We start from the raw sequence: 26,214 nt of genomic DNA on the forward strand, positions 1-26,214 counted from the left end.
CTTTTCACCTAATTCACCCATTACTCATAATTCTTTTTGCGTTGTTTTTTTCATACGTATAATAAATTTCCACATGATTAGTTATTTTAGATTGATAATTAACCAATTTATTGGTAATAAATGTGATTTATACTTTTTGAATCACCAAAGATATTGCACTATTTCACTTTCTCTTTTGTCCATTAACTATCAGAAAACATAAAAAGGACTAATCTTATTGACTAGTCCTAATCCTAATTATCGAATATTTAGCAAAATTGCTTCTGTGGTTCTCTAGTAAAGTGTTTCCTACAACTCGCTTTTTAGTTTATTTCCCACTGCATAATAATTACTAGGTACTTCATTTACGTAAACACGAATTGTGGATAAAGGGGCGCCCAATGATTTGTGAACAGTATTTGCTACATCTCGAATACACTGTTCCACTGTTTCTGGCTCTCTCCCCTCAAGTAGGGTGATTTGGATAATCGGCATCATCTTTCCTCCCTCTATACATGTTTAGGTATTAAACATTGGCACCACAGTACATACAGCTTAGTTATTTTCACCTTTATTTGTTCGCGCGTTTAAAATCATTTGATCAAGGGCAAACATTCTGCTGCCATTGATTGCAAGAAATACAGCAATGGCCAAGAATGCCAAATCCAACTCATATCCCGCCATTTGCCCATTACCAAGGAAGCCAAGTACAAACTTCACTTTTACGATAGCTCCGATTAGCAAGAGTGAGAATAATAGAGATACAATTCTAGTACCTAAACCAAGAACCAATGCGATTCCTCCAACCAATTCCAAAGTGGCCACAACATATGCCAAAGAACCAGTTAGTCCAATGCTTTCAAACCATCCAACAGTTTGACCGATTCCGTCCTGGTATTTGGCCAAACCGTGTATAAAGAAACTAATTCCCAATATTACTCTTAATATCAACGTACCTGCCTCAAATTTTTTCAACATTTCATTTCCTCCAAATCATTTCTCTTTATGAACTATTTTTTATATTTCTAGATGTTTTAATACTTCTTATCAATCAATTTTCGAAACTGCTATCTTTATTTTTCTAATGAATCGAGTAACCATTTCGTGTAATCATGGAAGTTTTGCAACGACACAGTATGTCCTTCTTGATAGGTTTTAAATGTCACGTTTGCACCCAACTCATGAAAATACTCATTATTTGCAACTCCCCATTCATACGGCAAAACCTGATCCATTTCCCCATGAGAAATAAATAATGACATATGATTGACAGGTTTTACGTCGTATTCTTCCTTAACGAACATAGGAATATATCCACTTAGGGCTATAATTCCCTTAATTCTGCTCCCTAGTGTCAAACCAAGTGTCATTGAGAGAATTGCACCCTGACTGAAGCCAAGTAAATATAATTGACTTACGTCTAAAGGGTATTTTCCAGTAGCGTAATCGATAAAGTCCGTGATTTTATTAACGGCATAATCAAAAACTGCTCGGTGCGGTTTCCCATAGCCTTCAATGGTAAAGAAAGTAAAACCGGGAGGCTGTTCCAAGTGGCCACGAATACTAAAGATGTAAAACTGCTCCTCCAATCCATTTACCATGGAAAGCATGTTTTGTTCATCACTACCCATACCATGCATGACGAAAAGTGCTGGATAGGTTTTTGTTGGATCGATTTGTTTTGGTCGACGAATTTCATAAATCATTGGTGAATTCAATTTTCATCTTCCTCTCTACAAAATTTTGATTTATTCCTAGACTACCCTCTTTATCCTACCTATAGCCTAATTAAATCCGATTTATTATACAAATAGAAATAAAAAATTCGTATAAGAATACTAATAAGCAAAAAAAATTAACTTATCCGACGAAAGTTTCTTTATACAAATATTTGTTATCTATACATTAACTACATTCGCGGTAGATTGTCAATATTTTATTTGCTAAGATAGAATTATGTTGTTTATTAGGAAACATTTGAGGTGAATAAATTGGAAATAGGATCGAAAATTCGTTCGATACGAAACAGAAAAAAAATCACCATCGCTCAAATGTGTGAAGGCACTGGGCTTTCAAAGGGATTTATCAGCAACGTGGAAAACAACAACACCTCTCCATCTATTAATACTTTGCAAACGATTTCAATCTTTCTTGGGGTTCCGTTACCCTATTTGTTGTTAGAAAAGAAACAGCACATGCGAGTGGTAAAAAAGAACGAAAGAACCAACTCTACTTTTAACAATTTGAAAATAGAACATTTGGCGTCCAAGGGTGGATTAAGAATGATGTTGGTTGAATTTCCTCCTGGTGCTTCAATGGGTGAAGTTAATGCCCATGAAGGAGAAGAAAGTCATCTCGTGCTGGAGGGCAAGATCCTCGCTGAACAAGGAGAAGACTCAATGATCATTGAAGAGGGCGATTCTTTCAGTTGGAACGCGAGTGTACCCCATTTTGTTAAAAATATTGGTGATGACAAAGCTGTTGTGTTAGTTTCTATCCATTCAGACACTGAACTAACGGATGTTTTTTAATCCTTATTTACAAAGAAAAAGTGACCCTCATCGGTCACTTTTTCGTTTGGGGCTATGAATGGGCTATTTCACTGCGATTTGAGGTATTAGCTTATGTGTACCGGTTAGCGCTAATGTACGAGAACAACGGAATCGTTTAACTTAACTTGAAATAACAACAGTTGCTTCGATTGATGTAGCTACAATATCAAACTTCGGCGCAGGAACTTCTGCTTCCCCTGTTAATAGTAGTTTCACTGCTAAATATGGGAAATTAATACCTGACAGGCAAGAAATATGCAGACCACCTGACATACGCGGATTAATTTCTAACAGTTTAGGAACGCCATCTGTAAATTTCACTTGAATGTTATAAACATAAGGAATCTTATATATATCATTTACTGTATGTGCAATTTTGATTAACTCAGCATGATGTTCTAACTCTCTTACTCTACCCGCCACTTTTTTTCTTGGAACTGCAGCAAGTAATTGTCCATTATATGAAAGACAGTCAATGCTGTATTCGTATTGAGGAAGATATTCCATTACCATTAACTCATTGAAACGAGGGACTTCGGACAAAGTTTTATGTACTTCTCTAAAAGATATTTTGTGTGAGATATGACCAAATAATTCGTCCAGCGTCCCATCACTTTCTCTTAATACTCTAAAACCTTCTCCTCCTCTGCCCTCTGCCGGTTTCATACATACTCTTTTGCCGTTTTGGCTGATTCTGTCATACGCTTTTTTAAACTGTTCTGCTGTTTCCACGACACTGTATTCTGGTAAAAGATCTTTTAACTCACTATCTATCAGGGAATCGTATAGTTTTCCTTTATGAGAAATAGTTTGCATTAACTCGTTATTCTCACTTACGAGTACCTTCGTACCCACTTCTTGAAACCTTTCAATGGCACCAGAAATTTCCACTGCGTAGTGATAGGGAATAAAGACATTAATACGATGCTTCTTACAAAAATCAATGCAGAACTCTATGTATTCTTCACTTTCTAATACAGGCTCAGTTTGAGAATAGTCGCATACCTGGAAATAGACTGTATCTTTATTGGGGTGTGTCCCATAAATTTCAAATTCCAATCCATCCGCATTATTTTTAATACTTTCTATTAGATGGTAGGCTGTGGAAAACCATCTATTAAACCAAATTCTTGTTTTCAAGAAGAAAAACTCCTTTTTATTTGAAGTATGATTGAAAAAATAAATTATTCCATACTTAATATACCACATGTAAAAAGGGCAATATCAAATCTTTTTAATACGTGTTAACTCCAGTCGTTTCCCTATATTTGTCGGTTAAAATAACCATGCAAAGAGGTAGCAAAAAAGGAATGAATCGTTCGAGACGAAACATTCCTTTTTGCTATTTCAACTGATTTTTGGAACAACAACTTAAGGCGTCCATTGGTCGTGGATGATGCCCACCAATATATGATCATGTTCTATTTTCTCAAATACAAGTCGCAGACTGCGCCAATCCATCCCTTCAAATGATGGATCGATACCGTCGATATAATATTCAACAAAATCGTAAGTAGCCTTCGGATAAACTTTGTTCAAATTATTTGTCGTGGTACTCTCCCCCTGAACCTCGTTCAGCGAGATTTTTGCGTCTTTAAAGAAATCTGCATCGTAAACGAATTTTTTATGGTAATCCGCATAGGTCAACTCGATTAAATCGCCCGAACCGGGAAAGGTACGCCACTCATATACAGTTGAATTTTCCATTAATACCTCCAGCTCTTCCCTTAAGAACACAAGATCTTTCTCTTGATCGACATAAGCGTAGGGCGAAAACCGAATTCCCTTATCCGGATGTGCCCATGCTGCAAGATTGCTCATATCGCCATTCTTGAGAATCCTCATAACTGTTGTAGCCGCTTCCAGTGAAGTCGGTGGCATCCCTTCTGTCGGTTCCCCTTGGTCTATCGGTTGTTCTTCATGCACTTGTTCCTCTTCTTTTTGTTCCTCTTCTTGCACTTGTTCCAATGGCTCTTCATGAATCTCGTCCTTATGGTCCGTTGCTTCACTCGTTTTTTCATTGCATGCTGTTAGCGTTAATAGTGCAGCCCCTAAGATCATTACGACCATCTTTCTTAAACTAATCATAAACTCACTCCTGTCTTGCGTATCTACCCTTTTAGACGGAATGGATTTTTATTAAGTTTCAATTTTCTGTCTTTTTCTTCGAGTATTCTGTCATCTTTTTTTTGAGGTTGTTAATCCATTTGGAATAGTTCCGAAAAATTTGTCATAACATGGTGATGTCTCACTGGTTTAGGATTTCAATGAAAATGGAAGGTGGGAATACCGATAAACCCTACAAAGGAACGAAAAACTGCCGGTGCCATTAAGACAGGAATAGGTTTTGGAACTTGCCTTTCTATGATTATCTCGTACACCGCATATCAATCAATCGGATGGGCCATCATACATGGCTGTTTTAGTTGGCTTTATGTACTTTATTATTTTATTAAATATGCACCCGAGTTATTTTAAATATAAGAAAGACAGACTTCTGAAAATGAAGTCTGTCTTTTAATTCTACTCTTCACTCATTATAATAACAGATGAAGTTGGTCCATTCTCTTCTTCGGAAGAATAACTGATATTATAGTTTTCATGATAATAGATGTTTACATAATCTTGACCTTCAATATCATCGAAATAAGAGTCCACGGGATCTGAAAGGATTGCACTTATCTCCTCCGGTGTCATCCCTATATAAGTACCCAAAATATCGATATCTGGGTTGCTAATCATAAATCCATAAACTATTTCTGTTTCTTCATCAAAAAAATACCCATCTTCATCATTAAAGACGACTAATCTGCCTCCCATATAGTAATCATCATATGAGGGGTCCCCATAATAGCTAGTTAATTCATCCAGTGTAGCTCCGATTTGGAAAGGAGTGCCTATCTCTGAAGCAACAGCTACCTCATAATTCGATGATTCAGGATTTTCAAGATCCTCCCCTTCAAATATAGAGATTAGTAGTCCGTTGGAATAGAATTCATTTTGTGGCAGGTCATTAAATGCGGTATAAACAATTTCAAATCTGTCGTCTTCATGAAGCTGAAACTGAATTGTTGCTTCTGCATCCACATCTTCATACATGAAACCTCCCGTAAACTCGACGATATCCTCATCCTCTTCCGATAAAAAATATTCCCACGTTGGCGACGAAAAGAACGCATTGAAAGCTTCATCTATTGTAATGTCGGGATAATCATCTAGTGACCCGTCTTTTACAGTTAGAACATGGGGTTCGTCTTTTGTCAGTTCGCTTTGTACGACATCTTCCAAATCATTCACTGTATTTTTTGTCGTCTCTTCTAATTCACCGCAACCTGCAAGTAAAAGAAATGACCCAATAAACGTTGGTCCTAACATATTTTTAAGCGTCAACATATTTTTCTCTCCTTTAATAATTGGAACTCCATTTACTTATACTATGAATTTTTTATTTAACCAATAGTCCTACTCAATTGGTTTACCCTACCTAATTCAACATCTTTTGTATTAGGCACAAGTTACTAACAATATATTACCATATTATTCTCATATCTATAATCTCTTAATTTATTTATCAATAGAAATCATAATCGCAACAAAATCTACTACATAATTTGAATGTGGTCTTTGCGACTTGGGAAGTTAGATAACCACAGTTGACTATCATCTAACTTCTTATTACTGTTTATTTAATAGTCAAAATAATAATTGAAAGCGCACTTTGTGAGATACCGTAACTTTTGGTTATGCCTACTACTATTTTCACCGCTAATTGTAACTGGTTTCCAAAAGGAGAATAACGAAATGTTAAAATTGAATTATGGAAAGTATTTTATTCCTGAAAAACTAGTTAAAGTCATTGATTTACAAGCACAACTCAACAAACAAGGACTATTAGATTATGGAGATCTATTAGGTCTATACTTTTCATACGACGGCCTCGATTCCCGTTACTTAAACACACCACTTGATGTAATCTCTTTTGCTAGACCTGGTGTAGACGGTATTCATTATGGTTTTCTTACTGATTTTGGACAAGTAAAAGATTTAGACAATGCTTATATTGTTCGTGTCTCTCCAATGGACTTTGATGCCCCCGTAAAAATTGTTGCCAGGAATATTTACGATTTTATGAGAATAATGTGCTTTTCACCAGTTGCTCTTGAATTGGTTGATATTAATACAAGTAAAAAGGAATTTGAACAATTGCTACAAGAATATCCAGAGCTATCAACAATTGAAATGATTATTGGAGAAGAAAATAAGGTGAGAGATATTTTCTGCGAAACGTTTCAACTTGAACCCATTGAATCTTTATATGACTATTTGCGGGGAGTAAAACAAGAACGAGAAAATGAGATTGTTTTATCTACTGAAGATGGGATTGGAGTAGTAAATAATAGGGTTAACGAAAAGGAAATAAACAATAAAGACTTGTTCAAATTTAACGAGGAACATGACCTTCAAATTATAGAAGTAAAATATTTTTTTGTGCATTCATCCTTCGCAACAAAATTAGTTTTCTTACGTGACGCTCTATCAAAAGGATTAATTTTCGACCAAAAAGAGGTTAAAGTATACCTTATAGAACAATTACGTTTCATGCACTTAAGTGACGAAGCAGAGAGAATTTCTTATCCTGAATAAGCTTAAGAAAACAAGACGTTTAAAATATATTATTGAAACCAGGTGATGAGATGAAAACAAACATATACGTAAACAATGAGAAATTCATTGCAGGGATGACAATGAAAGATGATGCTGAACTTGAATTCAACAACATGGCTCTACATGCCTGTGAAAACCCTAAAGATATAGTTGAAAATCGTGAAAAATTGGCTATTTTCTTAAATTGCGGACTAGATCATTTCGTTTGTGCCAATCAAACACATAGCTCGAATTTCCATCGGGTAACACTGGATGACAAAGGGCGAGGTGCGATTCGAACGGATTCTGCTATTGCGGATACAGACGCCTTGTATACGTATGAACCGAATCTGTTATTATGCAGCTTTACTGCCGACTGTGTCCCTGTGACTTTTTACAACGAAGCGAATGGCCTCACTGGTGTGATTCATTCCGGATGGCAAGGAACAATCAAAGAAATTTCCTTGAAACTCTTTGAGCATTTAAAACAATTTGAACAGTGTAATTTAAGCGATGTACATGTACAAATCGGTGCATCACTGAGTCAGGCAAAATTTGAAGTCGATGAAGATGTTTATTTGAAATTCAAAGACCTTGGCTATGCGGACGATTTTATGTATTTCAATGAGCACACCCACAAATATCACATCGACAATCAGCTTACTGTGAAAAAACAATGTGAGTTGGCCGGTATCCCAACTGAGCAAATTGCGATTGATCAGACTTGTACGTTTGTAAGCCCGGATGGTTTCTCATATCGTCAAGATAAACAAAGCGGCAGACATATGAGTTTTATTATGAAAAGGGCAATTGATTAAATAGTTTCCATATTAAAACCGATTTTATCAGCGCAAACTACTCAAAAAAGCACATCAACTTTTTACATTGATGTGCTTTCTTATTTTCCCCAGTAAAATGCTTTTATTTTTGAATAAACATTTGTGTCCAGTAATTGCCGTCCTTTACATAGCCTACTCCAATATGCGTAAAGTTTTTGCTAAGGATATTCGCTCTATGACCTTCGCTATTCATCCATGCCTTCACTACCTCAGCTGCAGTCTTTTGACCACTAGCGATGTTTTCTCCAGCCGATTTGTAAGTTATGCCAAAGTTTTTCATCATTGTAAACGGTGAACCATACGTTGGACTTGTGTGATTGAAATAATTTTTATCACGCATATCTTGAGACTTAAACTCTGCCACTCTTGCAAGCTCCCAATCATTCTTCAAAGCTGGGAGTCCAGCATTTGCTCTTTCAATATTTACGAGTTTGGTCACTTCTTGCTCTACACCGGCTTGTTCTTTTGTAGGAACATTAATCGTTTGTCCAGGGTAGATAAGATTTGGATTAGCGAGCTGTGGATTTGATTCTATTAATTCCTGAACTCCCGTTTGTGTTTTCACTGCTATTTTCCAAAGGGAATCTCCTGAAACTACTTTATATGAACCATCCGCCATAGCGCTAATTGGAAATAATAAAGATATAGATATAACTGAAGCAATCGTGACTTTACCTACTTTTTTAAACATCGAATCAATCCTTCCTGTTAGTTACATTCATGGTAAAGTGTTTTACTGAGTAATTCACCACTAAATATATGGAAGGATTTTTACAAACTCATTACACTTGAAACGAAAAATTCAAAATCACTTGAGATACAACGTTTCTGTATAAAAAGTCTGGTAACAAGGTTGAAATACAACTGTAACAGGTAAGTATTGCCATAAAAAATTTAACTTTATACGCTAAATTTCATGACATAAGAAGATCTATCATTAGTACCATCACCTAACAATGGTCTTATCTCTTGACTGCAATCAGTAGACTCATATAATTTTAACTCTTTAATTTACCTCCCTTCTTGTAATGCCAGACCGTCAGCAATTATGGTTACACGATTGTGGGATTTTAGTGCTGATGCAGGAAAACTCACATCCAATTCACCTAGTAATAATTCCTTTACAGCCGTGGCTTTTGATTCACCCGAAGAGTCCCGCGTAATCATTAACAGCAATTATTTTCAATGATTGTCACCTCGATTAAATGCCAGTTTTCCAAAGCAATAAAGTCTTCATTACATCTAAGTTGTGGTTAGTAAAACGAAGTCTGCGTCTTTGCCTTCTTTCACACTTCCTTTTCGATCGAAAATGTTTAGACTCAATGCCGGATTTATAGATGTCATTTTGATTAAATCTTCTAAGCCGCATCCCGTAAACGTCTGAAAGTTTTGTAGAGCCCTCCCCATTTTGAGAATACTTCCTGCTAATGTACCATCTTGTAAAGTAGCTCTATCACTAGATACACGAACTTTTTGTCCACCAAGGTCATACATACCTGCTTTCAGACATTTGGCTCTCATTGAATCAGTAATTAGAATAATTGCATCACTTGTCTTGCTTTTATACGTATGGTTAACGATTTCTGGTCGGACATGAATGCCGTCTACTATGATCTCGACTTTCAACTCTTCCTGGACCAATGCGGCACAGACGACCCCAGGTTCGCGATGATGTAGACCTGTCATCCCGTTAAACAAGTGTGTGACATGTGATTCCCCAGCTTCAATGGCACTGTCTACCTCTTCATATGTCGCATTTGAATGGCCGATCGAAGCGACGATTCCTGATTGTTTTAAATGGCGAATGAAATCCAATCCATTCTCTTCTTCAGTTGCCACTGTCACCACACTAGTTTAATCATGCTTGCTGTAGAGATCATATTTAACACCATTTTTTGAGCTGTTCCCGCTTTTAAGCGTGTTGAACCCGTTACCACTTCTGGACCAACTGGAATTATCAATTGGGTATTTAGATAGCAGAGATACTTCTAAACCTACATTACATGAAATTCCTACAGTAGGAATGTTTTTTCATTAGCTCTTTCTAGTGCTCCAAGAACGAATGGAGTACTTCCACTAGAAGCGATGCCAATAATCACGTCCATTTGGCTTACTAATCGATTCACTTAAATACTGGCAAGGTAATTTTAGGAAAAAAAACGGACTCACCGCAATGGGCGAGTCCGTTTTCATTATGATTATTAGCCATTAAACCCAAAAAGTAAAATTATCGTTATAAATTCAACGACCATACTGTCGACAACAGGAGTAGTCCTGTTCCCATACCGAGTGAATACGTCATCAAGTGTGATGAAAACTTGTTTTTCCACTCTTTAAAAATATGATCTGCTTCAATCAGATCATCCACTTCTTTCATTGAAGCCGGTTTTTTGATTGTCATACTTCCCAATGATTTAAATCCTTGAAAAAATAGATTGAGAAACCCCGTATTCAGGACGTACATACATGCACCGACCAGTAAGGAAAAAATTCCAACCAGGAACAGCTTATTCAAATCTGCTTCAGAAACAATCTGGATCTCGCGGATAAGTACCAGGAAAATCACCACGATCATGACAGAACCGGCAGAGTAAAAGTATCGTTTTACCATTTATCTTTCTCCTTTAGTTATTCCGATACCTTCTCCGCAAATCGAAGATCTGGTTTTGACAAAACATCCAGACGAATTCCTTCGATTTTTTTGCTTATAAGCGTATTTTGAGCTTGGAATAGGATAGGAATAATCGGCATTTCTTCCATTAATACTGTTTCTGCTTCATGTAATAATTCAAATCGCTTGTTTTCGTCCTGCTCAACTAGTGATTCTGCTATCAGATCATCAAATTTACTATTACTCCAGTTTGTAAAGTTACTTGAGCTTTTTGAAGTATACAAGTTTAATACTGGGTATGGATCCAGGAAGTCTCCGCTCCAGCCCATGCGCGCTAACTGGAAGTTTTTTTGCTTGAACGTATCGATATATGTTTTCCATTCCTGATTTTCAATCTTCACATCTAAATCAAGATTTTGTTTGAACATTTCCTGCAAGACCTCGGCAATTTTCTTATGATTGCCTTCTGAGTTATATTTCAACGTAAATTCCGGAAGCTTGTCCCAGCCCTCTTCTTTCAACCCTTCTTCCAATAATTCCTTTGCTTTTTCGGAATCGAACTTAAAGTATTCAGGGGCTTCATCTCTAAAATCTTTGCCTGATGGAGATTCAACACCGTAAGCGACGTAGCCATATGCAGGTTTTTCTCCACCTTTTAGGATATTTTCTGTAAGGGCTTCTCTATCGATCGCAAATGATAAGGCTCTTCTGATTTTTGCATTAGTGAATGGTTCTTCCTCAACATTAAATGTATATGTATATATACTAAAGGATGGGAAATTCTTGTATTCTTCATTACTTTTCTCTTGTTCAACTGTCTCTGCAGGCAATGCCGCCACTAGATCAAGTTCGCCTGCTTTATACATCTGGTATTCAGTTGTTGCATCAGCGATCATTTTGAAATTTACAGTATCCATTGTAATCTGATCTGCGTTCCAAAAACTCTCGCTTTTTTGAATGGTCAATTGTTCGTTATGCTTCCATTCTGACACTGTATATGCCCCATTTGTAACAATTCCTGCTGCTTCAGCCGCCCAATCTTCATCAGCTTCAACAACCTTCTGGTTAACTGGCAAGAAACCTTCTCCCAAAACTACTTTAGGGAAAAATTTCACGGGGTTATTCAATTCAACAACAAGCGTTTGATCATCTTTAGCTGTAATTGCTACATTTTCTACAGCGCCTTTACCTGTGTTGTACTCCTCCGCCCCTTTAATATAATAAAATTGTGAAGGATCATAAGCAGCTGTTTCTGGATTCAAAACTCGTTTCCATGAGTATTCAAAGTCTTTTGCTGTAAGTGAGTCGCCATTGGACCAGGCAACACCATCCCGGATTGTAAATGTATAGGTCTTTCCATCTTCAGATACATCCACTTTATTTGCTGCACCATCCACAATCTCTCCATCCTCATCATAAGCATATAATCCTTGATATAGATGGTTGATGACCCAAAAGGAAGTTGTATCAGATGCAAATGCCGGGTCCAACGTATAGGGCTCTCCCCCTAAGTTTGCCGTGATTACTTGTTCAACATCTTTTTTCGACTTTCCTTCTGAAGAAGCTGAGTCTTCATTGTTACACCCGGCTAATGCCGTAACTGCCAATAACATGATTGCGATAAAAGCTAACGATATTTTTTTCACGATCTTTCCTCCGATTCATTCTCTAATTTTTTGTTAATACAAATGACACGCTACCCAATGATCTTTTTTTACTTCTTTCCATTCTGGCATGACTACAGCACAGCGCTCCATTGTAGAAGGACATCTGGTTCTGAATGGGCAGCCACTGGGAGGGTTTATTGGACTCGGAGGGTCTCCCCCAAGAACTATTCTTTCACGAGTCCCTCTGAGTTTAGGTGCTGATACGGGAATGGCGGAAAGTAGTGCATTTGTGTAAGGATGTAGGGGTTCTTGGAAAAGAGTTTGGCTCTCCGCCAATTCCATCATTTTCCCTAAATACATCACCCCAATCCGGTCACTGATGTGTTTCACCATTGCCAAATCATGCGCGATGAACAAATAGGTCAAATCCTCTTCCTTCTGTAGATCCTCCAGTAAATTCACTACCTGTGCCTGGATCGAAACATCAAGGGCGGAAATGGGTTCATCCGCTACAATAAAGGATGGCTGTACCGCAAGTGCCCTTGCGATTCCGATTCTTTGCCTCTGTCCTCCACTGAATTCATGAGGAAAACGCGTGGCATGGTCTGGATGCAGACCTACCCTTTCCAGTAACTGAAACACTCTTTCCTGTTTTGCTTTTCCTTTTGCAAGGCCGTATGCATCAATGCCTTCCGCTATAATTTCTCCAACCCTCATCCGTGGATTGAGGGAAGCGTGGGGATCCTGGAAAATCATTTGCATCTTACGGTTAAATTCACGCTTCTCTTTTCGATCCAGCTGCGAAATTTCCTTTCCTTCAAATACCACCTTTCCGGCAGTTGCTTCATACAGACCGACAATTGTTCTGCCTATCGTGGATTTTCCACTTCCACTTTCCCCAACAATGCCAAGGGTTTCTCCCTTTTTTATTGAAAAGGAAATACCGTCGACCGATTTGACGACCTGTTTATTCCCCACGTTGAAGTGTTTTTTCACGTCGTGGATTTCCAATACATTCTCAGACAAGCTGTTCACTCCCTGCTGTAATCATCTCTTCAACTTTTATGGCACGGTTGTCATTCAACCAACACTTAGCATAATGATGATCTGAAAACGTTTCTTTATCTGGCATATGCATTACACATACCTCCATCGCAAAAGGACATCTGGCAGCAAAAGGACATCCTGTTGGTGGTGCGAATAAATCCGGAGGTGATCCGTCGATAGGAATGAGTCTTTCTTTGTCGGGAGAATCCAGGTTTGGGACTGATTTAAGGAGTCCTAATGTATAAGGATGTTTAGGATTTTCGAAAATTTCATCGACTGTGCCACTCTCCACAACCACTCCTGCATACATGACTGCGACACGATCTGCAACTTCTGCCACTACACCCAGGTCATGTGTAATCAATATGATTGATGAATTTCGTTTTTTCTGGATATCTTTCAACAGGTCCAAAATTTGTGCCTGAATGGTTACGTCAAGCGCTGTTGTTGGTTCATCTGCAATAATAAGTTTTGGGTCACAGGCAAGTGCGATCGCGATGACTACACGTTGTCGCATTCCTCCACTGAATTCATGCGGATACTGTGAATACCTCTTTTCCACATCCGAAATCCCGACTAGTCTCAGGAGTTCAAGCGCTTTTTCTTTCGCTTCATTCTTTGATAACTTTTGATGTTTCAATATGCCCTCGCGGATCTGGGTGCCTATTTTCATCGTTGGGTTCAAAGATGTCATCGGATCTTGAAAAATCATCCCGATTTCAGATCCACGTATTTGTTGCAGTTTCTTTTTGGAAAGCTTGGTAATATCCCTGTCCCCAAAAAGGATTTGCCCATTCTTCACTTTTCCATGGGGAACTGGAACCATTCCCATAACAGCCTGCGCCGTCACACTCTTCCCGCATCCGCTTTCCCCGACAATCGCCAAGGTCTCCCCTTCGTCAATGTAAAAAGAAACTCCCCGTACCGCCTGGATTTCTCCTCCATATGTTCGAAAAGACACTTTCAGATCATTCACTTCTAGTAACCGACTCATAAGACCTAACCTCCTTAATTTTTCGATCTCGGATCCAAAGCATCTTGTAAGCCATCCCCGAAAGCATTGAAGGCAAACATGGTCAATGAAATCATGAGAGCCGGAAAGAATAATCTCCACCAGTGCCCACTTAAAATGGTGCCAAGAGCATCATTTGCCATGGTTCCCCAGCTTGCCGTGGGTGCCTGTACTCCAAGTCCGAGAAAACTTAAAAAGGATTCTGCAAAAATGGCTTGGGGAATCGTAAATGTCAATGTCACGATAATGATTCCCATCATATTCGGCAGTAGGTGTTTGATAATGATCTTGCCATGGGAAGTCCCAAGCTTTTCAGCGGCTAAAACAAACTCTTGCTGTTTTAGCTGAAGTATTTGGCCTCTCACAATTCTTGCCATACCCACCCAACCTGTTATGGATAGGGCAATAATCATGGTGACCAAACCTGGTTCCATAATGACCATAAGCAGAATGACTACTAATAGATACGGAATGCCATATAGAACTTCGACAATTCTCATCAAGAAACTGTCAATTCGGTCCCCCGTCTTTCCTCTTCCCGCCATATATCCTGATACACCGCCGACTGTGATGCCAATTACAAGATCAATAAGCGCAGAAGCAATTCCGATGATTAAGGAAATCCTGGCTCCGGCCCATATTCTTGCCCACATATCACGGCCGAGATCGTCTGTCCCGAACCAGTGATCACTGGACAAAGGAAGATTTCCTTCCGTCAATGACTGTTCGCTCTGGCTATATGGCACCAAATAAGGACCGATAATGGACAGCACAATAATGGCAGTCAGTAATACAAAACCGATGACAGCCATTTTGTTTTTCACTATTTTTAATACAGCATCCTGCCAAAAGCTCAAGCTTGGCCGTGAGATTTGCTTATTTTCAAAATGAGCAGGATTTGCAGGCCGAAATAAAGCATCCGTTTCCGGTAAAGAATTTGTCACTTCATTCACCTCTGCTTGTAATTTTAATTCTAGGATCGACGAATCGATAAGCTAGATCGATGATAAATAAGGTAATGATCAAGATGGTGCTGTAAAAAATTGTAGTCCCGAGTATAACCGGATAATCGCGATTGAAAATACTGTCTACAAAGTACTTTCCAATCCCAGGAATCGCAAAGATCTTTTCGATGACAAACGTTCCTGTAATGACGGCTGCAAATAACGGACCGATAAAGGATATGACCGGTATGAGGGCGTTCCTGATTCCGTGATTCACAACAACAGAAAATGTTGAAAGCCCCTTTGCTTCAGCAGTTTTGATATAGTTTTGGTTATAGACTTCAAGCATGCTGGTCCGGACAAATCTCGCAATGATTGCCAATGGGCCCAAAGCCAAAGCAAAGGAAGGCATGATGGTGTGCTGCCATGTTCCCCACGACGCCACCGGAAATATGCCCCACTCAACCCCAAAATATTTGATTAACAACGGAGCCAAGATAAAACTTGGAATCGAAATCCCGATAATTGCGATAAACATCGATAAATAATCGAGCACTCGGTTATGGTTCAAAGCCGCAACGACTCCCAACCCTATGCCCAAAATAATTGCCATTAAAAGAGATTGGATTCCCAGCAAAGCTGATGGACCAAAACCCTCTGCAATCAGCGTATTTACATCCCTTGTTTTTGATTGGATCGACGGTCCGAGATCTAATTGGGCCAAGTCTTTCAAATACAGAAAATATTGTTCCGCCAAAGGCTTATCCAAATTATATTTAGCTCGCATATTTTCCAGGATTTCCTCCGGCAGCATTTTCGCGTCACTCGCAAAAGGATCTCCCGGGATAAAATGCATCATCATAAAAGTTAAAGTAGCAATGATCCACAAGGTAACAATCATCGTAAACAAGCGTTTGACTATGTACATTTTAATGTCTCCATTTCTCAAAAATAACTCATTAATCACATCTGAATACCAGGCTTAGTAGACGTGTTTTTTGCATTTACCTCCCTAAATACCGAAAACCCCTCAACAAAGATAAGTTGAGGGGCAGATTTAACCATAAACTTATCTTATCTGTTCAGAATTAATTCTGATGGAATTGGCACAGTGTTCTGTTTAAGAACCTGCTGCCGAGGTATCAAAGGGCCATGTCCCTCCACCTCTCTGGATAAGATTGTTATTCAGTTTTCAAAATATTTCTATATGTACATAAAAAAAGCCTCTTCCCATAAATAAGAAGAGGCTTTATCATAATTCTATCGATTAAGCTCTTCTTATCTGTCAGATTTACACCTGATGGAAGTAGCACAGTATTCTACGATAGAACCTGTTGCCGAGGTTTCAAAGGGCCATGTCCCTCCACCTCTCTAGATAAGAAAAGTTATTAAGTTATGTTCGGCTACAAATTACTATAGTACTCTAATATTTACCTGTCAACCCAAATTATATAAATTTTTTAAAAAGTTTTGATATTTTAGTTTTATAAGTATAGAAACTAAGACTTATTTTGGTTAATACTATAATCCTTCTTTTTCTTATTTTTTTTCGCAGTGACACAAAAATAGCTAACCGCAGAAAAACAGACCCTGCCCCTGAATTCAAAGCGGGATCTGTTTATATTACAATTATTTGACAAGAATCGGATTAAATAAATTTAAGTACTACGCAATGCGGCCTTCCACATCTACGTTAATGTTTCCTTGTATAGCACGTGAATATGGGCATACTTTATGTGCAGCTTCTACAAGATTCTGGGCAACTTCCTTCTCTACATCACGGACCAAAATATCCAATTTGACGGAAAGCGAATAGCCATCGGTACTTTGGTTCAACGTAACATGGGCTGTGACTTCAGATCCCCCGTGCTTGATTTTTTCCTGGCGAGCGACCAAATTCAGTGCGGAGTCGAAACAAGCCGCATAGCCTGCTGCAAAAAGCTGTTCAGGATTCGTTGTGCCTTCTTTGACACCCGGCATTGCCAAAGCAATGTCCAGTACGCCATCTTCCGATTTGATGCGTCCTTCGCGTCCACCGATTGCCGTAACTGTTGCGGTAAATAGTTCTTTCAAGGGATGTTCCTCCATTTCATCATTGCTGTTTATGAAAATTTTGCCCAATAAGACTATTGTGGCTCCGAATGAGGCATCCTATCCAAATGTCCACGGCAAAATTGAAGAGTTAGGGGAAGATTTCTATATATATTCGAATCCCTATTACATGAAAACGGATTTCTTACAGTACATACAGAAACGAAAATCAGCTCTATTGTTATGGACAAATAACAATAGAGCTGATTTTTTATGACCAAATTATTTGGATGATCTTATTGCTTGAACAATCTAAGAAATTCCTGGTAGCCTTCCTTTACGAGTTCGTCTTTTGTAATGATTCTTACAGCAGCGGCTGATGCAATAATGTGCTCAGTATCTTTAATTATCTTTTGCAGGTTAATCAATCTCCAACTTGATTCTCCTTATTATTTTTCTTAATACTTTTAACTGATTTTTTACCTAATTTTATACTTTTTAATACTTTTATTCCTTTTGCAATTTTGAGAATCCTAACACCTTTTAAAACTTTAGCTGCTTTCATTAAATGAACAGCTACAACTAACCCAAGTTCTGCAAAAACATTTAAAAACAAAATAAAAGGTAGAGATACAACTATTGCGGAAATAGCAATCCAGTTCTCCTTAATAAACCGCTTCTTATTCTTTGAGATAAAGAAAAGAACCGTTAATTCAATAATAAAAAACACTAAAATTCCCACTGTTATTTTTTCATTTAATTCTTTAAAACTCTCTGGAAAAGACATGTAGCTTACAGCTATTGAAAATAAAAGGTACAAGGATAAGAAAAAAGAAGTTAGATAATATCTTGCTTCCCATTTGCTTTGATTCATTTTTTATCAACTCCTTATATGTAAATAATCCACAAAATAAAAATGTCAGTCAAAAAGACTGACATTTAATCACTAAATTTGGTTTTCCATTTCTTTAAATACCCATTTTAGGAATAAACCAAAACATCTAAAATTCCCATTTTGCAACCAACTGCAAAACATTTCCTTATTGTACATTATGATAATAGGTTTACCTACTTTTTGACGCACTAAACTTATTTTAAGTCCGTCTTTATTAAAAATTTCTTTATATAAGGAATCAAATATGTACCTGTTTTATTTATGTATAGATTTATTTCTCATGGCATTATAACTTTTCATTTATACTGTCATGTCGTCTAAAAAAAACAGTAACTACAAGTAAAAGTAAGTGAACCAAAAAAGTAATTTGAATTTTTCACTTCAAGATTCAACATAATTTTTACTGTTTTTTCGTAAACTGACCCCTACATTTTGTACTAAACTGATACTTTTAAATAGTCCAGTCCTTTGTTACTGTTATCAGTGAATTCGAAAAGCAAGGAAGGTTTAAAAATTATGCAAAACACACAAAGTTATTCAAGCTCACGTACGCAAACTTTTAATTTAATTCTGACATCCATGTTAATTGCACTCGTATTTGTTGCTACTCTCTTATTAAATATTAAACTGCCAATTACGGCAAACGGCGGTTTAGTTCATCTTGGAACAGCTATGCTCTTCATCACCTCTCTCTTATTTGGACCTAAGAAAGCTGCAATTGCTGGAGCTGTTGGGATGGGGTTATTCGACTTAATGATGAGTTATACGTTATGGGCACCTTTCACCATTGTGGCTCGCGGTCTACAGGGATACGTAGTAGGGAAAATTGCTTGGTCGAATGGCCGCAATGGCCGCAGTGTTGTTTTCAATCTAATGGCTATGATTCTTTCAGTGCCTGTGATGTTAGCGGTTTATTACTTGTGTGAAGGGATTATATATGGCAACTGGATTGCACCTATGGCCTCTATTCCTGGAAACATCGTTCAAAACGTTGTCGGGATCATTGTAGCCATTCCTGCTTGTGTTGCGCTGAAAAAAGTTCCTTATTTTAAGTAATTAATTAAAAGGTGGGCAACAATACAACTAGTTTCTTATAAACATTTATAAAACTCAAAAAAGGGAGAACGCTTCGTATATCAAGCATTCTCCTTCTTTTATTGATTAATTTTTAGTTTTTAATTACTACATTTTGAAAGGTTACCTTGCCCTTACAAAACGAGGTATCAATTCACGATTTTAAAAAAGAATCTTCAATCTAAAAATAGATTAAAGATTCTAGTTTTTTTTTATAATACTCTATTACTTACTCAATTCTATAAGTAAATATTTTCATTAAAGACCTTTGTTTCTAAACCCTACAACTTAACTACGACTATGCACTAGCTCTTTTCACTTAGACCAAGCGTCTCTTTTGTTGAAGCGTGCATTTCGTGGAGTAGCTCAGGATTTTCCATAAGTGACAAGCCATAAGTAGGAATCATTTCTTTAATTTTTGGTTCCCATTCTTTTATATGTTCTGGGAAACATTTATTCATGATTTGAAGCATTACGTGAACAGCGGTAGAAGCACCTGGTGAAGCGCCTAGTAAAGCAGCGATTGAACCATCAGCCGCAGTAACAACCTCCGTACCAAATTGAAGCGTTCCTTTACCACCGGCCTCAGTATCTTTGATCACTTGCACACGTTGACCTGCTACCACTGTATCCCAATCCTCAAGTTTTGCGTTTGGGATAAACTCTCGTAATTCGTCAATACGTTTTTCTTTTGACAACATCACTTGCTGTATCAAATATTTTGTTAATGACATCTCTTTTGCCCCTGCAGACAACATCGTTATAAGATTATCCGGTTTTACGGAAGTCACTAAATCGAACATGGATCCGGTCTTTAAAAACTTCGGTGAGAAGCCAGCAAACGGTCCGAATAGCAACGATTTTTTATTATCAATAAATCTTGTATCCAAATGTGGAACAGACATTGGTGGCGCACCAACTTTTGCTTTACCATATACTTTTGCATGATGCTTCTCTACAACTTCCGGATTGTTACACACTAAGAATAGTCCACTTACCGGGAATCCACCAATATGTTTTCCTTCAGGAATACCGGACTTTTGCAGTAAATGCAGGCTTCCGCCCCCGCCTCCGACAAAGACGAATTTTGCCGTATGGTGTTCAAGTATACCTTCAGCATTATTCTTCACTTTCACTTCCCACTTGCCATCGCTCGTACGATTAATATTTTCAACACTGTGGTTGTAATTAATATCAACGTTTTGAGTCTTTAAGTGCTCAAGTAACATGCGAGTTAAAGCGCCGAAGTTAACATCCGTTCCAGAGTCAATTTTGGTTGCCGCGATCGCTTCATTTCCTGGACGATTTTCCATAATAAGTGGAATCCATTCCATCAATTTTGCTGGATCCTCGGAAAATTCCATTCCTTGGAAAAGGGGGTTATTTGACATCGCTTCAAAGCGTTTCTTCAAAAACGAAACATTTTCTTCCCCTTGAACCATACTCATATGAGGCAATGGCATGATAAAGTCCTGTGGATTATTGATTAGCTTGTGGTTTACAAGATAAGACCAAAACTGCATTGAAAGTTGGAACTGTTCATTAATATTAATCGCTTTGCTTATATCAATAGAGCCATCTGGTTTTTCGGAAGTGTAGTTAAGCTCGCAAAGTGCAGCATGCCCTGTTCCTGCATTATTCCATTCGTTAGAGCTTTCCTCTCCTGCTTTGCCGAGCTTCTCAAACACTTTAATTTCCCAGTCCGGCTTTAATTCTTTTAGCATTGTTCCTAAAGTAGCACTCATGATTCCGGCACCTATTAAGATCACGTCTGTTTTAGTTTCTCGGTTGCTCATATTATCCTTCCCTTACTCCCTATATTTGCAGAAAGAATGTAAGCGCTGTCGCTTAGTCGTTACGCCAAAGCAATGCGCTAACTAGTCACACACCTTTTCTGTATCTATACTAATTTTATCATATCGTAAATTATTTGTAGACTAAGATCTCTACTATTATTTGATAACTATAAGCTATTTACCCGCTTGTGAATAGTGAGAAGTCTTTCCACAAGCTCCTAATAATGCACAAACCCCTATGTCTTGACTCGGTTTCGTGAAATAGTTATTGCTATAGTTTGTCGTTGTCAGTGGACTGCCAGAAGGAAATGCAACTAATACTGAAGAATATATATAGAATCAAATAAGATTGAATCGGAGTGATTTACTGTGTCTAGCGAGGATATTCATTATGAGATTGAACAGCTCGAGCAAGAAATCCTGGAGAAAAAGAAACAGCTTGTTCAATTAAGAAAATCTGTACCTGAACAGAAAGTTGAAAACTATCAATTTGTCACGTCAGATAGAGAAGAAGTAAGTTTACATGATCTCTTTCAGGAAAAAGATGAACTTATATTAATTCATAATATGGGGCATAGCTGTTCGTATTGCACGATGTGGGCTGACGGCTTTAACGGAATTTACGAACATTTAATCCAGAAAGCAGCCTTTGTCCTTTCTTCTCCTGATACTCCAGAAGTACAAGAAGATTTTGCAGCGTCAAGAGGTTGGAAGTTCCTTATGGTTTCTACTAAAGGTACCACATTTAAACAAGATCTCGGTTTTGAAAAAGATGGATATTATATGCCGGGGGTTTCTACATTTAGAAAAGACGTAGAAGGTAACATTTATCATCATGCAAAAGCTCCCCTAGGACCAAGGGATGATTACAACGTCGTTTGGCACTTATTTGATTTACTCCCCTCTGGATCGGAAGATTTTCATCCTAAGAAAAGATACAATTCTCAATCACTTTTTCATATAACCAATAACATAGCAGTACAAGTAAAAGACTATGATAAAGCAATTAACTTCTACGAAAATATATTAGGGATGAAACTTGAAAGAAGCTTTGAGAAGGAAACGAAGTTTTCAGTGGGAGGAAACCATTTATTTATTGAAGACTCCAAAAGCGAAAATGTCTTCTTTGAATTTGCAGTTAAGGATTTCCAGCATGCAAGAGACAAATTAGTAGAACACGGCTGCATAATAACAAAAGACTATCATGAAAAAAGCGTATTAGTAGCAGATCCTTTTGGCTTGAAGTTTCATTTATTTGAGATTGAAAAATAAGCTTGCTGAAAAAATGTCCCCTATAGAGTAGACGATTCTTTACTTGTCTACTCTATAGGGGATTATTATATTTAAAACCGCATCTATTTATGGTACGGTTCACCGTGATGGAGCTAAGTGAGGTTTATCAATTTATCTTAGAGAAATGATGAATCATCTAAGTATTTTCTAGATAAAGAGATAAAATCTTTACTTATTTCTTTAATAAGAGTTTTGCTAGCTGACGGTCTTCTTTATCTTTTGTCCTAGTTGCGATGTTTTTAATGGTTTCTTGGATGGTAGGTTGTTGGGAAAAAGATGGCGACCATCCTTTTAGTACACTTAGTGCGTGGTACTGTAAATTCCCATTTTCTGATTTAAGAGCAGCTTGAATCAATGCTAGTCCTACTCCTTCTTGTTCATATAAATCTTGAACAATGCATTGCAGACAAACTAGTTCATCATTTGAAAGACTAGATAACGATAAATGAGTTTCTGCAAATGCGCAGAGGTCTTTAATATGCTGACGATTATTTGTATCCATAACGGCTAAATATAATTCACTGTTTGTGGGATATTTCTCTAGCAAATCAAATACATTCTGAGTGACGTCTAAATGATAAAAGCGAGCGATTTCAAGTGCTGTAGAATTATGATCTTGTTGTAGTGCATCCATTGCAAGCTGTTGCCATTTAGGATCATTAATAAATGGTTGAATCGCTAGCTGAATAGAAGTGTACTCATGTTGTTTCCATTGGACATTAAATCGTTCTTCCCAAATTTCTTTATCAGCATTTATAAATTCACTTATTTTCATTAGTAGATAAAAATCTTCAAGTGCTTCACAGTGCATACGTGCATGGTAAATAAAGCGCGAAAGAACTACGCTTGCATACGAATAATCTTCGATGCCCTGGGGAGCACTCTCATTTAATAGAGCTTGGATGATAAGACCTGCTCCATCATATAGCTCTTTTGATATCGTTTCTTCGTATAGAGCTACGTCAAGTTCTCCATATATGGCACACGTATAGGCTAAATATTCATTCATAATTATATTTCTGCAGCCTTCTGTCAGTAACCATTGTTTTATTTCTGGCGTCCGTGCTTCCAGTTGTTCAACAGCCGAAATTTTACCCCAACCATGGACGGACTGAGCGAGTCGCCAAATTTGGTTGTTTGCTTGAATTGTGCCATTTTTCAATGCAAATATTACATATGATGTAAATTCTTCATGCATACCTAATGTGAATAATAACTCTTTATATTTTTCGCAATTTGTAAAACCAAGTACGATGATTGAAAATTTCACAACCTCTCTATGTGCTGCATGCTCAAGAAGCCATAATGCCTCTTGTTGTACAAGGGATTCGTCCAATTGAGATTGCTGGAATCGTTCAATGAATTCATCACCGTAGCTAGCGATATTATCAAAAATAATTTTTTCGTATGTGGCTTTTCTTGTTTTGGTCGTAGGATGATTTAGTTGTTCTTCAAAAAGCTTCAGTAGTTTTTTCACATAAAATGGAGTAGGTGTGTCATCTGCAAAGTTATCGGATAAACCTGCAGCCATTCGTGGATGATTTTCATCAAACAAATATTCTTCATCTGGTAAACGATCATCTACTATTTTGTTGTGTATTTGAACTTGTCGTTGAATAAAGGGAACAATTTTTTCTTTATGTACCCACGGAAGAAAGTCCAACTTCAGTGAATCATCTAAAAACGTTTCATTATCGATTTTTACAATACAATTAAAGCGTACATAACCACCAAGTTTAACGGAGACCTTGTGCTTTGTACCATCTTGTAGTTCAAGTATCCCTGATAATTTCGAATACGGAAGAATATGCGAAAATAAATATTTTCGTTTATTCCTATCAACCGTTATACCATCAATGATAAGTAGCTCTTCTTTTATCTGATTTATAATTTCAATACAATGCCCTTTATAATCAATCTTCCACGTTTTATGTACTTCTTTTTCTACGTCTTTTATTGCGTTACGCATTTCACGTTTAAATTCATCTTTAAAACCCATGAGGTCCTCCTTAAAGGATGGTTGGAATACAGTATTTTTTACATTTATAATAGTTTCTGAGTCCTTCTGTGAATCGATATTAATTTAAATTTATGTTTTCATTATATAATGATACGACATATATCAAGGAAATACCTTCTATTAAAAAAAGTATGGAAAATAAGTAATTTCACATACCTTTTGTTCATTATTATAGATAAATTATTTAGAAATTAGTTTTTTAAAAAACCTCGTTTACTTACGGTACGGTTCACCGCAACATGTATAAGTGCGGTTATTAAAACTTGTTTGAACTCCACTATATATATTGTAAAGTAATATGAGAGGAGTTTTTATATTGAAAGAAATCTATTCAGCAACAATTTTTTCAGGCATTGTTTTAATTATTTTAATTTTGATTATCGTACACTTCCTAACGAAAAGTAGGAAACATAAAGATTTTTATTTAGTTATGATTGTCAGCGTTTTTTTCGGATTATGTGCCATATATCTATTCGCAACAGGAATAATAGATATTATTAGTTTTAAAACAGGTGATTTTCATACTACAGAAGGTATTTGTGAAATTGCTTATTTTGAGGAAAGTAGTAGTGGACGCGGCTCTCACCCAAGCTACTATAATGTGCATATAAACGGTTTAAATCTGACAGCAGATGGCGACGAATTCTCTTTCCTCAAAGAAGAAAACATTTCTTGTAAAACTACTTACTTAAAAGCAACCGAAACTTTAATAGATATAAAACTTAATAAGTAAGCTCATTACCACACTGGATAATACAAAGGAATTAAGAGTATTATCAATTAAAATTATTGTTTTGGATTATTGTCACTGCTACATTAGCGATTTTCGGTGGATTATTTTCAGAATGGTGGCAATATCGTGATTGGAAAAAAGAGCACTTACACATAAAATAAAGAACCAGCTAGATCGTTGTAACATCAACGTTCTAGCTGGTTCTTTTAAAAACCTCATTTAGTTGTGATACGGTTCTCCGTAACGAATGTAAGTGCGGTTTCATTTTGCGTATAATTTTTGTTTATGCAGCTGCTGCAAAACATATAACGCTTATTGAGCTGTATAACCACCGTCAACAGTTAAGCTATTTCCAGTCATGAATGAAGAATCATCACTCGCCATGAATAATACTGCTTTAGCCATTTCTTCTGATCGTCCTAGACGTTTCATCGGAGTCATCGAAGCTAATACTTGTTTACTCTCTTCTGGAATAATTGGTGTGTCGATGAAGCCTGGGCATAGTGAGTTAACGCGAATATTTTGATCTGCATATTCAAGTGCAAGTGAGCGTGTTAAATTAATTACGCCGCCTTTTGCTGCATTATAAGCTGCCGATCCAGGTGAACCAACCCAACCATACATAGAAGCAGTGTTCACGATTGTACCCCCGCCCGCTTTTAACATTTCACGGATTGCTTCACGCGCTACTAAGAATACGCCATCTAAGTCAACATTGACTGTGTTGCGCCATTCAGAGTATTCTAACTCATGAGAAGGGTGAACGCGACCAATACCTGCATTGTTGAACACAACGTCCACTTTGCCGAAAGCTTCAATTGTTTGTTTAAAGATATTCGCTACATCTTCTTCACTTGTAATATTCGCTTTAACGAATAATGCTTCGGCGTTAAGCGCTTTCAGTTCTGCTTCAAAAGCTTTTCCTTTTTCTTCATTTAAATCTACAAGTACTACTTTAGCACCTTCTGAAACAAATAATTTTGCTGTTGCTGCCCCAATACCTGATGCTCCACCAGTAATTATAGCTACTTTATTTTGTAATTTACCCATTTTATATTCCCCCTGTATAATTATTAAGAAGCAATAGAATATTTTAGTTAAGATTCATAGTCCAAATTATAGTATGTGCTACTTTGT

General features: G+C 37.2%; 27 protein-coding genes, 1 pseudogene and 2 riboswitches. Of the genes and pseudogenes, 7 read left to right on the forward strand and 21 right to left on the reverse strand.

Annotated features, from left to right (window positions below; genetic code table 11):
• Window positions 1–288 precede the first annotated feature (288 nt).
• From GY23_RS12980 to GY23_RS12990, 3 genes are all read right to left on the reverse strand, one after another.
• Complete coding sequence (locus tag GY23_RS12980; protein WP_075619642.1) at window positions 289–474, reverse strand: 2-hydroxymuconate tautomerase; 186 nt, start codon at window positions 472–474, stop codon at window positions 289–291.
• Between the two features lie 60 nt (window positions 475–534).
• Window positions 535–957 carry a DoxX family protein gene (locus GY23_RS12985; protein WP_075619643.1) on the reverse strand — a complete coding sequence of 141 codons (423 nt, stop codon included), beginning with the start codon at window positions 955–957 and terminating at the stop codon, window positions 535–537.
• 95 nt (window positions 958–1,052) lie between these two features.
• A complete protein-coding gene (locus GY23_RS12990; protein WP_075619644.1) occupies window positions 1,053–1,697 on the reverse strand; it encodes an alpha/beta hydrolase in 645 nt (214 codons plus the stop codon).
• 273 nt (window positions 1,698–1,970) lie between these two features.
• On the opposite strand from GY23_RS12990, the gene GY23_RS12995 reads away from it, so the two are divergent.
• Window positions 1,971–2,510 carry a helix-turn-helix domain-containing protein gene (locus GY23_RS12995; protein ID WP_075619645.1) on the forward strand — a complete coding sequence of 180 codons (540 nt, stop codon included), beginning with the start codon at window positions 1,971–1,973 and terminating at the stop codon, window positions 2,508–2,510.
• A 141-nt stretch (window positions 2,511–2,651) separates the two neighbouring features.
• Here GY23_RS12995 and GY23_RS13000 read toward each other — a convergent pair whose 3' ends face one another.
• From GY23_RS13000 to GY23_RS13015, 3 genes are all read right to left on the reverse strand, one after another.
• Window positions 2,652–3,671, reverse strand: a complete 1,020-nt coding sequence (locus tag GY23_RS13000) for an ATP-grasp domain-containing protein (RefSeq protein WP_075619646.1) — start codon at window positions 3,669–3,671, stop codon at window positions 2,652–2,654.
• A 231-nt stretch (window positions 3,672–3,902) separates the two neighbouring features.
• Window positions 3,903–4,619, reverse strand: coding sequence for a hypothetical protein (locus GY23_RS13005; protein WP_075619647.1), 717 nt, complete (start codon window positions 4,617–4,619; stop codon window positions 3,903–3,905).
• 435 nt (window positions 4,620–5,054) lie between these two features.
• Window positions 5,055–5,924 (reverse strand): hypothetical protein, encoded by an 870-nt coding sequence (locus GY23_RS13015; RefSeq protein ID WP_075619648.1) that lies wholly within the window; start codon window positions 5,922–5,924, stop codon window positions 5,055–5,057.
• Window positions 5,925–6,332: 408 nt separating this feature from the next.
• Here GY23_RS13015 and GY23_RS13020 point away from each other — a divergent pair, with 408 nt between their 5' ends.
• Entirely contained in the window at window positions 6,333–7,175 is an 843-nt protein-coding gene (locus GY23_RS13020) for a hypothetical protein (RefSeq protein WP_075619649.1), read from the forward strand.
• 50 nt (window positions 7,176–7,225) lie between these two features.
• Window positions 7,226–7,993 (forward strand): peptidoglycan editing factor PgeF, encoded by a 768-nt coding sequence (gene pgeF, locus GY23_RS13025; protein WP_075619650.1) that lies wholly within the window; start codon window positions 7,226–7,228, stop codon window positions 7,991–7,993.
• A gap of 103 nt (window positions 7,994–8,096) precedes the next feature.
• On the opposite strand, the gene safA is transcribed toward pgeF, so the two are convergent.
• From safA to GY23_RS13070, 11 genes and pseudogenes are all read right to left on the reverse strand, one after another.
• The gene (gene safA / locus GY23_RS13030) at window positions 8,097–8,705 is read right to left on the reverse strand and encodes a SafA/ExsA family spore coat assembly protein (RefSeq protein WP_075619651.1); all 609 of its coding nucleotides are present in this window, start codon (window positions 8,703–8,705) and stop codon (window positions 8,097–8,099) included.
• A 320-nt stretch (window positions 8,706–9,025) separates the two neighbouring features.
• Window positions 9,026–9,181 carry a hypothetical protein gene (locus tag GY23_RS18315; RefSeq protein WP_161487610.1) on the reverse strand — a complete coding sequence of 52 codons (156 nt, stop codon included), beginning with the start codon at window positions 9,179–9,181 and terminating at the stop codon, window positions 9,026–9,028.
• Between the two features lie 75 nt (window positions 9,182–9,256).
• Window positions 9,257–9,859, reverse strand: coding sequence for an N-acetylglucosamine-6-phosphate deacetylase (locus GY23_RS13035; RefSeq protein WP_342742411.1), 603 nt, complete (start codon window positions 9,857–9,859; stop codon window positions 9,257–9,259).
• Window positions 9,860–9,864: 5 nt separating this feature from the next.
• Window positions 9,865–9,969, reverse strand: a pseudogene (locus tag GY23_RS19065) (N-acetylmuramic acid 6-phosphate etherase); the annotation flags it as partial.
• Window positions 9,970–10,247: 278 nt separating this feature from the next.
• Complete coding sequence (locus GY23_RS13040) at window positions 10,248–10,625, reverse strand: DUF3899 domain-containing protein (RefSeq protein ID WP_075619653.1); 378 nt, start codon at window positions 10,623–10,625, stop codon at window positions 10,248–10,250.
• 17 nt (window positions 10,626–10,642) lie between these two features.
• Window positions 10,643–12,271 (reverse strand): peptide ABC transporter substrate-binding protein, encoded by a 1,629-nt coding sequence (locus GY23_RS13045; protein WP_075619654.1) that lies wholly within the window; start codon window positions 12,269–12,271, stop codon window positions 10,643–10,645.
• A gap of 33 nt (window positions 12,272–12,304) precedes the next feature.
• A complete protein-coding gene (locus GY23_RS13050) occupies window positions 12,305–13,258 on the reverse strand; it encodes an ABC transporter ATP-binding protein (RefSeq protein WP_075619655.1) in 954 nt (317 codons plus the stop codon).
• Window positions 13,251–14,273, reverse strand: a complete 1,023-nt coding sequence (locus tag GY23_RS13055; protein ID WP_075619656.1) for an ABC transporter ATP-binding protein — start codon at window positions 14,271–14,273, stop codon at window positions 13,251–13,253. Before GY23_RS13055 ends, GY23_RS13050 begins: the two co-directional genes overlap by 8 nt.
• Window positions 14,274–14,287: 14 nt before the next feature.
• Window positions 14,288–15,235: an ABC transporter permease gene (locus tag GY23_RS13060; protein ID WP_075619657.1), complete on the reverse strand. Its 948-nt coding sequence runs from the start codon at window positions 15,233–15,235 to the stop codon at window positions 14,288–14,290.
• A 1-nt stretch (window position 15,236) separates the two neighbouring features.
• Complete coding sequence (locus GY23_RS13065) at window positions 15,237–16,163, reverse strand: ABC transporter permease (protein WP_075619658.1); 927 nt, start codon at window positions 16,161–16,163, stop codon at window positions 15,237–15,239.
• A 143-nt stretch (window positions 16,164–16,306) separates the two neighbouring features.
• A riboswitch (SAM riboswitch) is annotated at window positions 16,307–16,414 on the reverse strand.
• Window positions 16,415–16,510: 96 nt separating this feature from the next.
• Window positions 16,511–16,617: riboswitch (SAM riboswitch) on the reverse strand.
• Between the two features lie 283 nt (window positions 16,618–16,900).
• Window positions 16,901–17,308, reverse strand: a complete 408-nt coding sequence (locus tag GY23_RS13070; protein WP_075619659.1) for an organic hydroperoxide resistance protein — start codon at window positions 17,306–17,308, stop codon at window positions 16,901–16,903.
• 31 nt (window positions 17,309–17,339) lie between these two features.
• Here GY23_RS13070 and GY23_RS18320 point away from each other — a divergent pair, with 31 nt between their 5' ends.
• Window positions 17,340–17,543, forward strand: coding sequence for a hypothetical protein (locus GY23_RS18320; RefSeq protein WP_161487611.1), 204 nt, complete (start codon window positions 17,340–17,342; stop codon window positions 17,541–17,543).
• 147 nt (window positions 17,544–17,690) lie between these two features.
• Here the strand turns inward: GY23_RS18320 and GY23_RS13075 are convergent, their stop codons facing one another.
• On the reverse strand, window positions 17,691–18,140 hold the full coding sequence (locus GY23_RS13075; protein ID WP_075619660.1) for an ion transporter: 450 nt from the start codon (window positions 18,138–18,140) through the stop codon (window positions 17,691–17,693).
• Window positions 18,141–18,677: 537 nt separating this feature from the next.
• On the opposite strand from GY23_RS13075, the gene GY23_RS13080 reads away from it, so the two are divergent.
• The gene (locus tag GY23_RS13080; protein WP_075619661.1) at window positions 18,678–19,217 is read left to right on the forward strand and encodes an ECF transporter S component; all 540 of its coding nucleotides are present in this window, start codon (window positions 18,678–18,680) and stop codon (window positions 19,215–19,217) included.
• 323 nt (window positions 19,218–19,540) lie between these two features.
• Here the strand turns inward: GY23_RS13080 and GY23_RS13085 are convergent, their stop codons facing one another.
• The gene (locus GY23_RS13085; protein ID WP_075619662.1) at window positions 19,541–21,031 is read right to left on the reverse strand and encodes a malate:quinone oxidoreductase; all 1,491 of its coding nucleotides are present in this window, start codon (window positions 21,029–21,031) and stop codon (window positions 19,541–19,543) included.
• A 369-nt stretch (window positions 21,032–21,400) separates the two neighbouring features.
• On the opposite strand from GY23_RS13085, the gene GY23_RS13090 reads away from it, so the two are divergent.
• Complete coding sequence (locus GY23_RS13090) at window positions 21,401–22,303, forward strand: DUF899 family protein (protein WP_075619663.1); 903 nt, start codon at window positions 21,401–21,403, stop codon at window positions 22,301–22,303.
• A gap of 193 nt (window positions 22,304–22,496) precedes the next feature.
• On the opposite strand, the gene GY23_RS13095 is transcribed toward GY23_RS13090, so the two are convergent.
• Window positions 22,497–24,323, reverse strand: coding sequence for a hypothetical protein (locus GY23_RS13095; RefSeq protein ID WP_075619664.1), 1,827 nt, complete (start codon window positions 24,321–24,323; stop codon window positions 22,497–22,499).
• A gap of 337 nt (window positions 24,324–24,660) precedes the next feature.
• Here GY23_RS13095 and GY23_RS13100 point away from each other — a divergent pair, with 337 nt between their 5' ends.
• Window positions 24,661–25,077, forward strand: a complete 417-nt coding sequence (locus GY23_RS13100) for a hypothetical protein (protein WP_075619665.1) — start codon at window positions 24,661–24,663, stop codon at window positions 25,075–25,077.
• Window positions 25,078–25,389: 312 nt separating this feature from the next.
• On the opposite strand, the gene GY23_RS13105 is transcribed toward GY23_RS13100, so the two are convergent.
• Window positions 25,390–26,127 (reverse strand): SDR family NAD(P)-dependent oxidoreductase, encoded by a 738-nt coding sequence (locus GY23_RS13105; RefSeq protein ID WP_075619666.1) that lies wholly within the window; start codon window positions 26,125–26,127, stop codon window positions 25,390–25,392.
• Between the last annotated feature and the right edge of the window lie 87 nt (window positions 26,128–26,214).

Origin of the sequence: Paenisporosarcina indica, from assembly GCF_001939075.1 — a bacterium.
GTDB lineage: Bacteria > Bacillota > Bacilli > Bacillales_A > Planococcaceae > Paenisporosarcina > Paenisporosarcina indica.